The sequence below is a fragment of the Proteiniphilum propionicum genome, from assembly GCF_022267555.1.
Taxonomy (GTDB): domain Bacteria; phylum Bacteroidota; class Bacteroidia; order Bacteroidales; family Dysgonomonadaceae; genus Proteiniphilum; species Proteiniphilum propionicum.
This window is the reverse complement of sequence record NZ_CP073586.1, coordinates 2,621,692-2,634,660: the sequence shown is the minus strand read 5'-3', so window position 1 is coordinate 2,634,660 and position 12,969 is coordinate 2,621,692. Positions and strand designations below refer to the sequence as shown.

Sequence of the window (12,969 nt, the reverse complement as noted above, 5' to 3'; positions counted from 1 at the left end):
TATGAAGATATGCGATGATTGTTTCAATGATGTTGAATTAAAGGGTTTTATTGTATCTCAAAATCAAATCGGAAAATGCGATATTTGCGATAAATTTGAAGCTTTTATTATTGATATCCATGAGATATTTGATTTTATAAAAAGCCTGATGAGTAACTTTCAGGTAGATGAGTATAGTAATAACACGCCACTAGTTAAGTTTATTCAAAAACATTGGAGTTTTTTTAGAGATGTAGAAACAGGAAATAAGATTCTTTCTCCAATATTGAATGATATTAATGCTCTAATAAAAGATATAAATACTTCGGTAAAGTTTAATGAGGACATTGAATATAATGTGGGTTATTGGGATAGTTTAAAACATAAACTTAAGTGGGAAAACAGATATATTACAGATATATATTATCTGACAGAAGGTGAGCTTGGATGGGATGGTTTTTTTGGAAGTGAAGTTACTATTAGTCCATCGGATTTATTTTATAGAGGCAGATTGCAAAATATAGCGGACTCACCTCCATATAAAAACGATGAAATGTTTAGTCCTAATAAATATGTCGCATCAGCTGGAAGAGCTAATCCTTCTGGAATACCTTATCTTTATCTATGCGATAATATAAAAACAGTACCCTATGAAATAAGAGCCTCTTATCTAGATGAAATATCTATCGGAACATTCCAATTGAGAGAAGGAGTTAACAAAACAATTAGAATTTCAGATTTTACAGAGAAACCCAGCCTATTTCTTGGTGCAGAAGCCACTTATGATGTTATCAATAAGCAAATAAAATCTACTTTGTTAAAAAATAGAATAAGTTTTGATTTATCGAAACCTATGAGAAGGTATGATTCTGAGTTGGACTATATTCCAACTCAATTTATTTGTGAATTCTTAAAATCATTCATCGGGGTGGATGGAATAAAATTCAGAAGCTCTTTGCATACAGAGGGTAACAATTATGTGATTTTTCACCAAGATATTATGAAGTGTTTAGAGGTCGATCGATATACAATAAACAAAGTAGAAATAAATGCTAAAGAGCATATTCTTTTTAGGTTGTAAAGGAAATTCGGTTTCAATCCTATCGTGTTGGAATTCTAGCCTGCTTTCTATTATAGCCTATACACAGTAAATTCATAACTCGTAAAGCAACAATGACATCACGGTATGTATAAAAACAACTTCAAACGTATTATCGATTTCACACTTTCACTTATCGGATTTATAATAATTAGTCCGGTATTCATTGTTGTATGGATTTGGCTTACCATTGCCAACAAGGGTGCATGTGCTTTGTTCTTTCAAGAACGTCCTGGTAAGGATGAAAAGATCTTTAAGGTTATTAAGTTTAAAACGATGACCGACGAACGGGATGCTTCAGGTAATCTTCTTCCCGATGCTGAGCGGTTGACTAAGGTTGGAAAATTTGTTCGCTCCACTTCTCTTGATGAGATTCCGCAACTGTTGAATGTGATTAAGGGAGATATGTCGCTTATAGGTCCTCGCCCGTTGCTTGTGCAGTACCTCCCACTCTATAGCGACTTTCAGAAACGCCGACACAAAGTTCGGCCCGGTATTACAGGATGGGCACAGATAAATGGCCGGAATGCAATAAGCTGGAAACAGAAATTTGAGTATGATGTGTGGTACGTGGACAATATTTCGCTATCTTTGGACTTTAAAATACTTTTAAAAACCATTCAAAAGGTATTTAAACGAGAGGGTATCAGCTCATACACAAGCGCTACAATGGAACCGTTTAAAGGTAACTGATATATGAAAAAAATTGCAATATATGGTGCAGGTGGCTTTGGGAGAGAAGTTGCTTGTTTAATCCAAAAAATCAATGAAAAGACTCCAGAATGGGACATCATTGGATTTTTTGATGATGGCATTGAGAAAGGCACTAAAAATGAGTATGGCGTAGTTTTGGGTGGAATTAATGAAGTTAACGAATACCCCGATAATTTAGCAATAGCAGTTGCTATTGCATCTCCCAAGATAGTGGAAAAGATTGTTAGTAATATTACTTCATCAAATATATATTTTCCCAATATTATTTCTCCTGATGTTATTTATTTGGATGAAAATAATATAAAAATAGGCAGTGGGAACATTATATGTACTGGTTGTCTATTAAGTTGTAATGTTGATCTGGGTAATTTCAATATCTTAAATGGGTTCATTCCTGTTGGTCATGATACAAAGATTGGAAATTTTAATTCAATTATGCCTTCTGTAAAAATATCCGGTGAAGTGACAATCGGCAATAGGAACTTTTTTGGTGTTAATTCAGTTGTTTTACAACAAATTAAAATAGGAAATGACACGGTAATTGGAGCCAATAGCCTTATTATAAGAAAAACTAAGGATGGGATGACTTATGTTGGTAGTCCCGCTAAAATAGTAAGTTATTAATAGTTATTTAATTATGGAGTTACAGGAATTTATTTCAAATTTCGCAGATCAGTTTGAAGATACTGATGCATCAGAAATTACAAAAAATACAATTTTTAAAGATTTGGATGAGTGGAGTTCACTACTTGCCTTATCAGTATCTGCTATGGCAGAAGAGGAGTATGGAGTTAGTTTTAAAGGAGATGATATAAGAAACGCTTCAACTGTTGAGGATCTTTATATGATACTAAAAAATAAATCGTAAATCAATTAAAGTTATTATGTATAATCCGTTTTCATTGAGTAGAAAAACAATATTAGTAACAGGCGCATCTTCTGGGATTGGTAAAGCCACAGCTATTGAGTGCTCGAAGTTAGGAGCTAGTGTTATAATAACCGGACGCAATAGAGAACGTTTGAATGAGACTTTCTCTGAACTTGAAAATGAAGGACATAATCAAGTGATTGCTGATTTGTGTGAAACAAGTTCTTTACAGAATTTAGTTACAGGAATTGAACATATTGATGGAATTGTGCACTGTGCAGGTATTACCAAAAATATACCTTTTCAGTTTGCTACTACAGATAAATTGTCGGAAATAATTAATTTGAATTTCTTCGGACCTACTGAGCTAACAAGGCTTTTGGTTAAAAATAAAAAGATAAATAAAGGAGGCTCAATTGTATTTATTTCTTCTGTTTCAGGTGTTTTGTGCTCAGCGCCTGCAAGTTCAATGTATTCAGCTTCTAAAGGAGCTGTAAATGGTTTAATTAAAGGTATTGCATTAGACCTGGCTCCAAGAGGTATTAGAGTAAATAGTGTAATTCCAGGTGTTGTAGAAACAAATATCTTTGAAGCAGGTGTGATTTCAGAAGAACAACTTGAAGAAAACAAACGTATGTATCCACTTAAAAGGTTTGGAAAACCTATTGAGATTGCACACAGTGTAATCTATTTATTGTCAGATGCAAGTGCATGGATTACAGGCAGTAACTTATTAATTGATGGCGGATTAACTTTGCAATAATAGTAGGATGGCAATAATAAAATATAAAAACGTAAAGATTTCAGCAATTTCTGCATGCGTTCCTAAAAATGTGAGTAGAAACTCAGCTTTAAGTTATTTGATACCAGAAGAAGAAATAGAAAAGACTATTAATTCAATCGGGATAAGAGAGAAAAGGTATGTTGATGAAAATGTCACACCATCTGATTTATGCATTAAAGCTGCAGAAAAATTAATTGAAGATAATTACATAGAAAGAGAATCAATAGATTTGGTTCTGTTTTTAAGCCAATCTCCAGATTATAAAATACCTGCAACTGCACCAATAATACAGCATAAATTAAGTTTACCTACATCAACTGCTTCATTGGATTTATCATTGGGTTGTTCTGGTTATGTCTATGGTTTGTCTACTGCCATGGCCTATGTTTCGCAGGAAGGAATTAATAGAGTTTTATTATTAGTTGGAGAAACGTTTTCAAAAATTGTAAATAAGAAAGATAAAGTTAATGCTCCTTTATATGGTGATGCAGGAACAGCAACTTTAATTGAAAAAAGTACAAATGGTTCTATGTATTTTTCGCTTTATTCAGATGGAGGAGGAGAAGATGCAGTTAAAATAAAGGCTGGAGGGGCAAAATATCCTGCTAATTCTGAAAATGTTTTAGAAAAGGAAGTTGAGGATGGAAATATTAGATCTGAAACTGAAGTGTACATGGATGGAATGGATGTTTTTAATTTTGCATTAAGTGTTGTTCCAAAAAGTATTAAGGAAATTTGCAAAGTTGGCAATGTTGAAATAAATGAAGTGGATAACATTGTATTGCATCAAGCAAACAAATTTATGACAGACTTTATAATTAAAAGGATAAAATATCCACTTGAAAGAGTTCCATATTGTTTGCAAAAATATGGTAATACAAGTTCAGCCTCTATTCCTTTGACTATCTCATCTGAAATTAAATCTAGAACAAGTGATAAAGTAGTTATTTGTGGTTTCGGAGCGGGACTTTCTTGGGGTACAGCACTTCTATCACTTAATGATTGCAATATTTCACCTGTAATAGAATATTAAACTATGTTAGAAAACTGTAGATTTCACCACATTGGATATGCCGTGAAAGATATAATGTTAACTGCAGAATATTATATTTCATCGGGTTGGGAACTTACTGATATTTGTAACGACCTAATTCAAAATGCTCGTATTGCTTTCTTAAGAAGAGAACAGTTCCCACTAATAGAATTAGTTGCCCCAATTGATGAGGAATCACCTGTTGTTAATACTCTCGACAAATCAGGTGTTTCACCCTATCATATTTGTTATGAAGTTAATGATATTGATTCTGCAATATTAGAGTTAAGAAAAAAGAAATTTGTAGCACTTTTTAAACCAGTACCGGCTGTAGCACTTAATAATAAGTTGATTTGTTATTTATATAATAAGTCGGTGGGCTTAATTGAATTGGTTAGTCAAGATTAGATATATGGAGTTTTTTATTTTTAGGAATATGACGATTGAGAGGTTTTTTAGTAATTATAAAACCTCTTTTTCTGGGTATGAAGATATTTCTTTTATTGATCTAGATGCTGAAAGATACATTTGGTTTTATCTTGCTCCAATTAAAACAGATAATAAGGTAATTTCTGCTGAAATTAGAAATTATATTGATTTATTGAAGCTTACAATTTCAAGAATTCCTTCAAGTAAAACTTTTATCATTTTTACTTTAAGTGATATTTATAGCATCAACACAATAACTGGGGCAAATGATATTAAAGAAGCTGTTAAATATTACAACTCAACTTTACATGAGTTGGCATTAGAGCATAATAATATTAAAGTTCTTGACTTTGAGAGCTTTTTATGCGGATATTCCTCTACTGAACTAATTGACTGGAAGTATTATTTTATTTCTCAGATGGCTCTAAATCCTAGGTTATCTAATCCATTCCATGATTGGTTCAAAAAACAGGTCAAATCTATTGAGCTTAAAAGAAAAAAGTGTTTGATATTGGATTTGGATAACACTTTGTGGGGCGGAATTCTTGGTGAAGATGGTATTGAGGGTATTCAAATTGGTGGGGACTATCCTGGAAAGGCCTTCTTAATGTTTCAAAAGCAGATAGAGGAGCTTGGCAAACAGGGGGTAATTCTTGCAGTATGTAGTAAAAATAATATTGAAGATGTAAGACAAGCATGGAGTCTTAATAATTCAATTGTATTGAAAGAAAATCATTTTGCTGCTCTAAAAATTAACTGGGTTAATAAGGCTGATAACATTAAAGAATTAGCTCAAGAACTGAATATTGGACTGGATAGTATGGTTTTTTTAGATGATAATCCATCAGAAAGGGACTTGATTAAAACTGTAATTCCTGAAGTTGAGGTTCCAGATTTTCCAACACAGCCTTATATGTTGCCTGAGTTTTTTAAATCCATCGCAGAGAAATATTTTTCAATATATAATTTAACCTCAGAGGATCTTTCTAAAACAAAACAGTATAAAGAGAATGCATTACGTAATAACGTAAAGAGTACATTTACAGATATGAATGATTATATCAGGAGTCTGGAAATTGAACTTTCGATTGAAGAAGTGAATAATATCACAATTGTACGTGCAGCACAGATGACTCAAAAAACTAATCAATTTAATCTTACTACTCAAAGATATACTGATACGGATTTATCAGAAATGTTAAATGATGGTGCAAAAATCTATACTTTATCTGTTAAAGATAAGTTTGGGGAGAGTGGTATTACTGGACTTTCTATTTGTAAACTTAATGGCGAAACAGTTGATATTGATTCGTTTTTACTAAGCTGCAGAATATTAGGCAAAGGGATTGAGGATGCTTTTATGAATTGGATTTTAAATGAATTGAAGTTGTTAAATTTTAAAGCCGTTAATTCAAAGTATATTTCAACAGCAAAAAACATTCAAGTAAAGGATTTTTACGAAAGATTTGGTTTCGAAATTATATCAGAGAGTGGATCTATAAAATCATATAGTCTCAACTTAGGAGATGTACAAATTAATTTATCAGACAATTACAAGTATAATTATAAATGAAAGAAAAAATAAAAGAAATAGCTACCGAGGTGTTTGAAGTACAAGTACACGATGATACCAATCAAAACAATTGTGAAAACTGGGATTCATTAAGACATCTGAATTTTATAATCGAATTAGAGACAGCATTTGATGTTTCTTTTGAACCGGAAGAAATTGCTTCTATGACAAGTTTATCTATTGTAGAATCGATGATTCAGGAAAAACGGCAATAATATTATGACTGAACGTATTTGGCTTTCTCTCGCCCATATGGGGGGGCAGGAGCAGAGATTTATACAGGAGGCGTTCGACACCAACTGGGTGGTGCCACTGGGGCCTAATGTGAACGGATTTGAAAATGACTTAGAGAAATTCCTGGATGAAGATAAACATGTGGTAGCTTTAAGTGCCGGCACGGCGGCAATCCACCTGGGCTTGATCCAGCTTGGTGTAGGCCCGGGCGACGAGGTGATCTGCCAGAGCTTTACATTTGCGGCTTCGGCTAATCCTATCAAGTATCTGGGTGCTACGCCAGTTTTTGTGGATAGCGAACCGGATACGTGGAACATGTGCCCGGGACATCTTCATGACGCAATTGAAGATCGTATAGCCAAAACAGGGAAAAAGCCAAAAGCGATCATTCCGGTGCATCTGTATGGGATGCCGGCAAAGATGGATGAAGTAATGGCTATTGCCGGGCAATACGGGATTCCGGTTCTGGAGGATGCAGCGGAAGCATTGGGCTCGGAGTTTAAAGGCAGGAAGTGCGGCACATTCGGCGAGTTTGCGTGCCTCTCGTTCAACGGGAACAAGATGATTACTACATCGGGCGGCGGGGCGCTGGTATGCAGCACGGAAGAGGAAGCCAAACGAACAATGTTTTATGCCACCCAGGCACGCGACAAGGCGCCACACTACCAGCATTCGCACATTGGGTATAACTACCGGATGAGCAATATATGTGCCGGCATTGGCAGGGGACAGATGATGGTGCTGGAGGATCATATAGCACGCCGCCGTGAGATTAATCAGCTTTACCGTAAATTACTGAAAGAGGTGCCGGGGATATCGTTTCAAACGAATCCGTCGGCACAATTTGCATCGAACTACTGGCTGACATGCATTATTGTGGAACCTGATATTGCAGGTTTCACAAGGGAGGATATCCGACTTACCATGGAGAGTGAGAATATTGAAACACGTCCGCTATGGAAGCCGATGCACCTGCAACCGGTTTTTGACAACTGCGCTTTCTATGGGGATAGTACTTCTGAACGGCTGTTCAACGACGGGCTTTGCCTTCCATCGGGCCCTACCCTCACGAACGAGGATATTAAACGGGTAGCAGAGGTTATTATCAACCTGAAATAAACTGTCAACTGTGAGTCAGCTTAAAAAAACGTCCTGCAAAATTTTGGCATCATGAAGTTTCAATATTTGGAAACATTTTGTATCTTTGTCCTGTTAATAGAAACAAATTATAATGAGATATTTTGAGACAAGATTTATGGACGAAGCGGATGAATTTATCGCTCAACTTGACTCGATTGAAAGAGCGGTGAAACTGAGAGAAAAATATTTTGAAAGTAAACAAAAGAAGTAAAATTATGGCAACTAAAAAAAATCAAGACCTATTCGCTTGCTGAAATGAAAAACAAATATATCGGCAAGATTGGGACAAAAGAGAGAGACGAATACGAATACGAACTTCGTATGGATGTATTAGGTAAAATGATTAAAACTGCCAGACTAGAACGTAATTTGACTCAGGAAGAACTGGGCAGACTAGTTGGCGTTCAAAAAGCACAAATTTCAAAACTTGAGCACAGCGCAAATAGTGCAACAATTGATACAATTATAAAAGTTTTTAAGGCTTTAAAAGCGGAGATAAATTTTAATGTGAAACTTGAAAATAATTTTGTAAGATTGGCTTGATAAAAAAGCCAAACAATATAATGCAAAAGAGCTACCGCGCCCACGTATAGAGGAGGAAAAACGAAAGGGAAATTAATGACATGAATAAAGCACGAACCGGTAATAAAGTGTATATGCCATTTCTTAGGTTTTACAATAATTATATGAGCGATTTTAAGCAAAGAAAGGACAAGCAGGGTTCCGGAGGTGATTTCTATGCAACTGCTAGAAAACGAGTAAGTGTAAGGTTTGCTGTTTTTGTAGATAATGCCGTAAAATAAAATAAGCTCTTGTATCGCGACAAATCACGAATACTAGAGATAATGAAACCTCATCTCTATTTTGATGATCAAATGGATAATCTTGATACGAAAGCAGTGAAAAATACACCTCTTGTTCATATCCCCTTTGGGGTTGCCAATGAAGAGGAGAAATAATAAAAGTCTATTCACGAATAAAGGGACTCCCCTAAGCCAAAATTTTAATTATTGAAAAGGAATGCGTCTCAAGACAAAGAGAAAAATCAAGACTTAATGACAAAAAGGAAATGATGAATTTAGAAGAAATATTTAAAGAGTACGACCCAAAGCTCGAGTTGCCAGGTTATGTATGCCCTACAATTGATTTGTTGGAACCGAATGATATTATTTTTTCAACAAATGAGGTTATTGAGACGAAAAAGAAATTGATAGATACTTTGCAGGCAAATAGAATAGATGTGAGCTCATTGAAAACTACGGTTGGATATACAAATACCTTATATGAGATTGTTCCCCGGAAAGGTTTACGCTTAAGCCGGGTGAAGGATCTACAAGCTGAGCTTTCATTCAATATGGGCATTTCAGAAATATCTATTGAACCTCTATTTGAAAGGGGGGCTATTGGTTTTATCATTCCTAATAAAAAGCACGTTAAATTACCGATTAAGTCAATAATAGAGTCGGATGATTTTATCGATACAGATTATGAGCTTCCTTTGATTATTGGTCGTACATTGACTCATAAGAACATTATTATAGATTTAAACGAAAAGGGGCATATGCTGGTGACGGGGGCAACGGGTCAGGGGAAATCGGTTTTATTGAATGTAATAATCGCTTCATTACTTTATAAAAAACATCCGTCGGATCTTAAATTAGTGCTGCTTGATCCAGTACAGATAGAGTTGAGCTTATATTCAATTATGGATAATCATTTTCTTGCAAAATTGCCTGATAACACTAATGTTGTTTCTGATACGCTTGGTGCTTTTCGTACTCTTGAGTCATTAACTCGTGAAATGAACGATCGTATTGAGTTGCTGATGAAAGCTAATGTGAGAAGTTTTAAGGAGTATAATGCTCTCTTCAGGAAAAGGGGGATTAATCCTTCAAGAGGATTTAGGTATATGCCATACATTGTGGTGATTATTGATAATTACGCTGATTTGGTTATGGGTGAAGGGGAGTTGTATATAAAAAGGCTTGTAAGTAGGGCTCATTTAGTGGGTATTCATCTTATCCTTTCTACACAACGTCCATCTCATGATGTTATTGCTAAAGATATTAAGACTAGCTTTCCAGTGCGTATTGCTTTTAGAATGGCAAGCAGGGAGGATTCAAGGATAATATTGGATGAGGACGGCGCGGAGAGTCTATCGGGTAATGGAGATGCTATTTATAAAGACGAGTTGCTAAAATTACGGGTGCAGGTTCCTTTTATATCGACTGATGAGGTGAATAGGATTGCTAGCTTTATTGGGAGTCAGCAAGGTTTTGATTGTGCTTATCCTTTACCTGAAGTTTTACTATATTCACAAGACTTAGAGTGTGTTGATTTAAACGATAGAGATATATTGTTTGATGAGGCTGCACGTCTTATTGTTGTGCATCAACAAGGCTCTACATCTCTTATTCAACGTAAATTCAGTATCGGTTATAACAGAGCCGGGAGGTTAATGGATCAGCTTGAGGCTGCCGGCATAGTGGGTGCTTGTCGAGGCAGCTGTCCCCGTGAAGTTCTTATTGATGATGAATATAGTCTGGAGAAGCTTCTTGTATCATTGGAGTAGGGGGTGTAATTATAAACGGTGTCTAAATTTTTGTTATAACTATCAATACTTCGGTAATTTATTTAAAACAATTTCATAATTCACTGAATATCAATAGAGTATGATACTCTTTGAGGATCCGGCATAAATTATTGAGTGTCAGTATTATATATGATGTTTTAACGAAGCATTAAACTATATTAGCCCTCAAAAAAACCGATCAGTAAAAAATAAAAGTTATTTTTACAACTGCAATGGAAGAGAGGAAGAATTTCACATCGAAAATCAAGGTTGAAATTGTTTTATCCTTGTTGTGTGGAGAGGATTCGGAGCTCATCAGCCGTCAATACGGAGTTACTCTGGCCTACATTAACCTTTACATCCATTCAATTAATCTTTTAGTATAATATATTACCATCGGATCAGCTTGTCCGATACAAGAGTAATAAAAAAGATTAAATACAATTAGCTCCAGTTTAAAAACCTTATGTGTTTTTACATAAAAAACAGAGTTGATTTATACTCGGAACCAATTGATTTTTACTATCTTTGTATTTAACATATCACAAAAAAACAATAAGATGGTTGCTGAAACGACAGACAAATTAAGGAAAAGGCATACCGGACGGAATGTGCAGAGGGTCCGGATGTATTTTGGTGTGAAACAGGAAGCTTTGGCTGCTGATCTGGGTATAAGCCAGCAGGAAGTGTCGAAGATTGAACAGCAGGAAGAAATTGAAGAAGAAATGTTATCGCAGATTGCCGGCGTGTTGGGGATCTCCCCGGAAGTGATCCGGGATTTTGACGTGGAAAAGGCTATTTACAATATAAACAATATCAGAGACAATACGTTTGAGCAGTCTGCTACATCCACCTCAATAGCTCATCTTGAACAGGGTGCAAACTCAATATCCCAACAGTTCAATCCTCTTGAAAAAGTAATTGAACTCTACGAGCGTTTACTACAGAGCGAAAAAGAAAAAGTTGACTTGTTGAAAAACAGATAAATATAACTATCAGTAATTACACCTAATGGATGAAATAATTATGGGAATGGAGAACTATACCAATACTTTACATATAGGTAGAAAGATTGAAAGAGTACGCCGCCTACGGGGGATGACACAGGCTGATTTGGGGGATATCTTGGGTGTAACCAAGCAGGCCGTCTCTAAAATGGAGCAGACAGAGAAAATGGATGATGCTCGTTTAAATGAAATAGCATCGGCGTTAGGGGTAACAGTCGAAGGTTTAAAAAAATTCAATGAGGAAGCAGTCCTTAACAATACAAACCATTTTTATGAGAATTGCGGTGTGAAAACCAGTACCGGAAATATTCACACTTTCAATAATTTTCCAATAGAGGAAGTTATGAATCTATTTGAAAAACTCATAGAGAAAGAGAGGGAGAAGTTCGAATCTTTAAAAAAAGAGAAAGAATAGAACTGCTCAATATCCTGCAGGTCTTTTTCCACGACTATATTCCCAAAAAAGCAGCGGATGAACTGACCGCTGCCAAAGACCGGGAAATTACCTGGCTGAGAGAAGAAATCCTATACCTGAGAACGAAATTGGACCGATTGCAGGAATGCGACGAACGCTAAAAATATACTTGACTTAACTTAACGTTAAAACAAGTACGGACAATGGAAACATACCAGAGAGACATCCGACAGGTAGCAAAAGCGCCTGAGGAGAAACTGACCGATCTTTTGTGGATGTGTTCCCGGGAGGAACTCCTACAATTTATCATCTATTACGCTAAAGAACAACCGGGCATTCACGATAAGCTGCAAGAATTTTTACTTGCTTCACATCTACCTTTACCTACCAAAATATAGCCTTGTCCTCGTCCGAAACCAAAGTGCTCACGTTACGCTGCATCAGCATGGTACTCTTGCACCTGTAGGGGAAGACCATGTTTTCACTGGAAACAGAGTCTTTGTAGCGACGAAGAATGAAATCAATGATGGATTGTCGACTGTTATAAAGGTTCTTTTTTATAATGATGATAGAGTGCTTGCCACCGAGTTTTTGGTTAATCCGCTTGAAGGTGTGTATGGAGTGCATATTCCCGTCAGTCAATGGGATACGCTGGAGGTACTGGAAAGCGGGACCGTGATCTTCGAGGTGAAGAACGGCCCCTACTCTCCCCTTGGTGAATAGGATGTGTTGTGTTAGCATATTGGTGTCAGCGATTTAATAGTCCGATGTATTTGACCAGATCATGGTGCTCTTTTATAAACTTCTACATGAAAACATTCTTTCCGAAATGATCAAAGTGACAGTTAAACGAATTATCAAAACGATAAAAGAAAGATAATGAGGTATTAATCAACTATAACAGTTGGGATATTAGCCCTTTAATGAACAATAGACAGTCTACCCGGCAGCCTTACGAAGGTGATTAAAATTTTACACATTTATTTGGTTAATTTAAATTATTTTGGTAATTTAGTGTTTTACAATAAATTGATTAGAGATTAATAGTATCCAATAAAATAGGAAATTATATTAGAGGATCATCATCGATCTTCGGGTATAAGCAAGGAATTTTATAATCAG

At 35.6% G+C, this 12,969-nt stretch carries 17 protein-coding genes; all 17 read left to right on the top strand.

Annotated features, from left to right (window positions below; translation table 11 throughout):
• Position 1 precedes the first annotated feature (1 nt).
• On the top strand, positions 2–1,060 hold the full coding sequence (locus tag KDN43_RS10760; protein WP_238866081.1) for an RES family NAD+ phosphorylase: 1,059 nt from the start codon (positions 2–4) through the stop codon (positions 1,058–1,060).
• Between the two features lie 105 nt (positions 1,061–1,165).
• On the top strand, positions 1,166–1,771 hold the full coding sequence (locus tag KDN43_RS10755; protein ID WP_238866079.1) for a sugar transferase: 606 nt from the start codon (positions 1,166–1,168) through the stop codon (positions 1,769–1,771).
• A gap of 3 nt (positions 1,772–1,774) precedes the next feature.
• Positions 1,775–2,416, top strand: coding sequence for a NeuD/PglB/VioB family sugar acetyltransferase (locus KDN43_RS10750; RefSeq protein ID WP_238866078.1), 642 nt, complete (start codon positions 1,775–1,777; stop codon positions 2,414–2,416).
• 13 nt (positions 2,417–2,429) lie between these two features.
• Positions 2,430–2,660, top strand: a complete 231-nt coding sequence (locus KDN43_RS10745; RefSeq protein ID WP_238866076.1) for an acyl carrier protein — start codon at positions 2,430–2,432, stop codon at positions 2,658–2,660.
• Positions 2,661–2,676: 16 nt separating this feature from the next.
• The gene (locus tag KDN43_RS10740) at positions 2,677–3,423 is read left to right on the top strand and encodes an SDR family NAD(P)-dependent oxidoreductase (RefSeq protein WP_238866075.1); all 747 of its coding nucleotides are present in this window, start codon (positions 2,677–2,679) and stop codon (positions 3,421–3,423) included.
• Positions 3,424–3,430: 7 nt separating this feature from the next.
• Positions 3,431–4,477 (top strand): 3-oxoacyl-ACP synthase III family protein, encoded by a 1,047-nt coding sequence (locus KDN43_RS10735; protein ID WP_238866074.1) that lies wholly within the window; start codon positions 3,431–3,433, stop codon positions 4,475–4,477.
• A 3-nt stretch (positions 4,478–4,480) separates the two neighbouring features.
• On the top strand, positions 4,481–4,885 hold the full coding sequence (locus KDN43_RS10730) for a VOC family protein (protein ID WP_238866073.1): 405 nt from the start codon (positions 4,481–4,483) through the stop codon (positions 4,883–4,885).
• Positions 4,886–4,889: 4 nt separating this feature from the next.
• Complete coding sequence (locus KDN43_RS10725; RefSeq protein ID WP_238866072.1) at positions 4,890–6,479, top strand: HAD-IIIC family phosphatase; 1,590 nt, start codon at positions 4,890–4,892, stop codon at positions 6,477–6,479.
• Positions 6,476–6,694, top strand: a complete 219-nt coding sequence (locus tag KDN43_RS10720) for an acyl carrier protein (RefSeq protein WP_238866071.1) — start codon at positions 6,476–6,478, stop codon at positions 6,692–6,694. The genes KDN43_RS10725 and KDN43_RS10720 overlap by 4 nt, the downstream gene beginning before the upstream one ends.
• Before the next feature lie 4 nt (positions 6,695–6,698).
• Positions 6,699–7,832 carry a DegT/DnrJ/EryC1/StrS family aminotransferase gene (locus tag KDN43_RS10715; RefSeq protein WP_238866070.1) on the top strand — a complete coding sequence of 378 codons (1,134 nt, stop codon included), beginning with the start codon at positions 6,699–6,701 and terminating at the stop codon, positions 7,830–7,832.
• A gap of 276 nt (positions 7,833–8,108) precedes the next feature.
• Positions 8,109–8,396: a helix-turn-helix domain-containing protein gene (locus KDN43_RS10710; protein WP_238866068.1), complete on the top strand. Its 288-nt coding sequence runs from the start codon at positions 8,109–8,111 to the stop codon at positions 8,394–8,396.
• A gap of 269 nt (positions 8,397–8,665) precedes the next feature.
• Positions 8,666–8,812, top strand: coding sequence for a 5'-nucleotidase (locus KDN43_RS10705; protein ID WP_256448703.1), 147 nt, complete (start codon positions 8,666–8,668; stop codon positions 8,810–8,812).
• Positions 8,813–8,922: 110 nt separating this feature from the next.
• On the top strand, positions 8,923–10,425 hold the full coding sequence (locus KDN43_RS10700) for a DNA translocase FtsK (protein WP_238866064.1): 1,503 nt from the start codon (positions 8,923–8,925) through the stop codon (positions 10,423–10,425).
• A gap of 560 nt (positions 10,426–10,985) precedes the next feature.
• Complete coding sequence (locus KDN43_RS10695) at positions 10,986–11,411, top strand: helix-turn-helix domain-containing protein (protein ID WP_238866063.1); 426 nt, start codon at positions 10,986–10,988, stop codon at positions 11,409–11,411.
• A gap of 40 nt (positions 11,412–11,451) precedes the next feature.
• Positions 11,452–11,847 carry a helix-turn-helix domain-containing protein gene (locus KDN43_RS10690; RefSeq protein WP_238869448.1) on the top strand — a complete coding sequence of 132 codons (396 nt, stop codon included), beginning with the start codon at positions 11,452–11,454 and terminating at the stop codon, positions 11,845–11,847.
• Between the two features lie 203 nt (positions 11,848–12,050).
• A complete protein-coding gene (locus tag KDN43_RS10685; protein ID WP_238866061.1) occupies positions 12,051–12,245 on the top strand; it encodes a hypothetical protein in 195 nt (64 codons plus the stop codon).
• A complete protein-coding gene (locus tag KDN43_RS10680) occupies positions 12,211–12,570 on the top strand; it encodes a WbuC family cupin fold metalloprotein (RefSeq protein WP_238866059.1) in 360 nt (119 codons plus the stop codon). Before KDN43_RS10685 ends, KDN43_RS10680 begins: the two co-directional genes overlap by 35 nt.
• Positions 12,571–12,969 lie beyond the last annotated feature (399 nt).

What these genes read in the sequence shown, in the direction of transcription:
- KDN43_RS10750 (WP_238866078.1), top strand. Translation starts at nt 1,775, where the DNA reads ATGAAAAAAATTGCAATATATGGTGCAGGTGGCTTTGGGAGAGAAGTT.
- KDN43_RS10760 (WP_238866081.1), top strand. Translation starts at nt 2, where the DNA reads ATGAAGATATGCGATGATTGTTTCAATGATGTTGAATTAAAGGGTTTT.
- KDN43_RS10690 (WP_238869448.1), top strand. Translation starts at nt 11,452, where the DNA reads ATGGGAATGGAGAACTATACCAATACTTTACATATAGGTAGAAAGATT.
- KDN43_RS10745 (WP_238866076.1), top strand. Translation starts at nt 2,430, where the DNA reads ATGGAGTTACAGGAATTTATTTCAAATTTCGCAGATCAGTTTGAAGAT.
- KDN43_RS10700 (WP_238866064.1), top strand. Translation starts at nt 8,923, where the DNA reads ATGATGAATTTAGAAGAAATATTTAAAGAGTACGACCCAAAGCTCGAG.
- KDN43_RS10735 (WP_238866074.1), top strand. Translation starts at nt 3,431, where the DNA reads ATGGCAATAATAAAATATAAAAACGTAAAGATTTCAGCAATTTCTGCA.
- KDN43_RS10725 (WP_238866072.1), top strand. Translation starts at nt 4,890, where the DNA reads ATGGAGTTTTTTATTTTTAGGAATATGACGATTGAGAGGTTTTTTAGT.
- KDN43_RS10695 (WP_238866063.1), top strand. Translation starts at nt 10,986, where the DNA reads ATGGTTGCTGAAACGACAGACAAATTAAGGAAAAGGCATACCGGACGG.
- KDN43_RS10740 (WP_238866075.1), top strand. Translation starts at nt 2,677, where the DNA reads ATGTATAATCCGTTTTCATTGAGTAGAAAAACAATATTAGTAACAGGC.
- KDN43_RS10755 (WP_238866079.1), top strand. Translation starts at nt 1,166, where the DNA reads ATGTATAAAAACAACTTCAAACGTATTATCGATTTCACACTTTCACTT.
- KDN43_RS10715 (WP_238866070.1), top strand. Translation starts at nt 6,699, where the DNA reads ATGACTGAACGTATTTGGCTTTCTCTCGCCCATATGGGGGGGCAGGAG.
- KDN43_RS10720 (WP_238866071.1), top strand. Translation starts at nt 6,476, where the DNA reads ATGAAAGAAAAAATAAAAGAAATAGCTACCGAGGTGTTTGAAGTACAA.
- KDN43_RS10710 (WP_238866068.1), top strand. Translation starts at nt 8,109, where the DNA reads ATGAAAAACAAATATATCGGCAAGATTGGGACAAAAGAGAGAGACGAA.
- KDN43_RS10730 (WP_238866073.1), top strand. Translation starts at nt 4,481, where the DNA reads ATGTTAGAAAACTGTAGATTTCACCACATTGGATATGCCGTGAAAGAT.
- KDN43_RS10685 (WP_238866061.1), top strand. Translation starts at nt 12,051, where the DNA reads ATGGAAACATACCAGAGAGACATCCGACAGGTAGCAAAAGCGCCTGAG.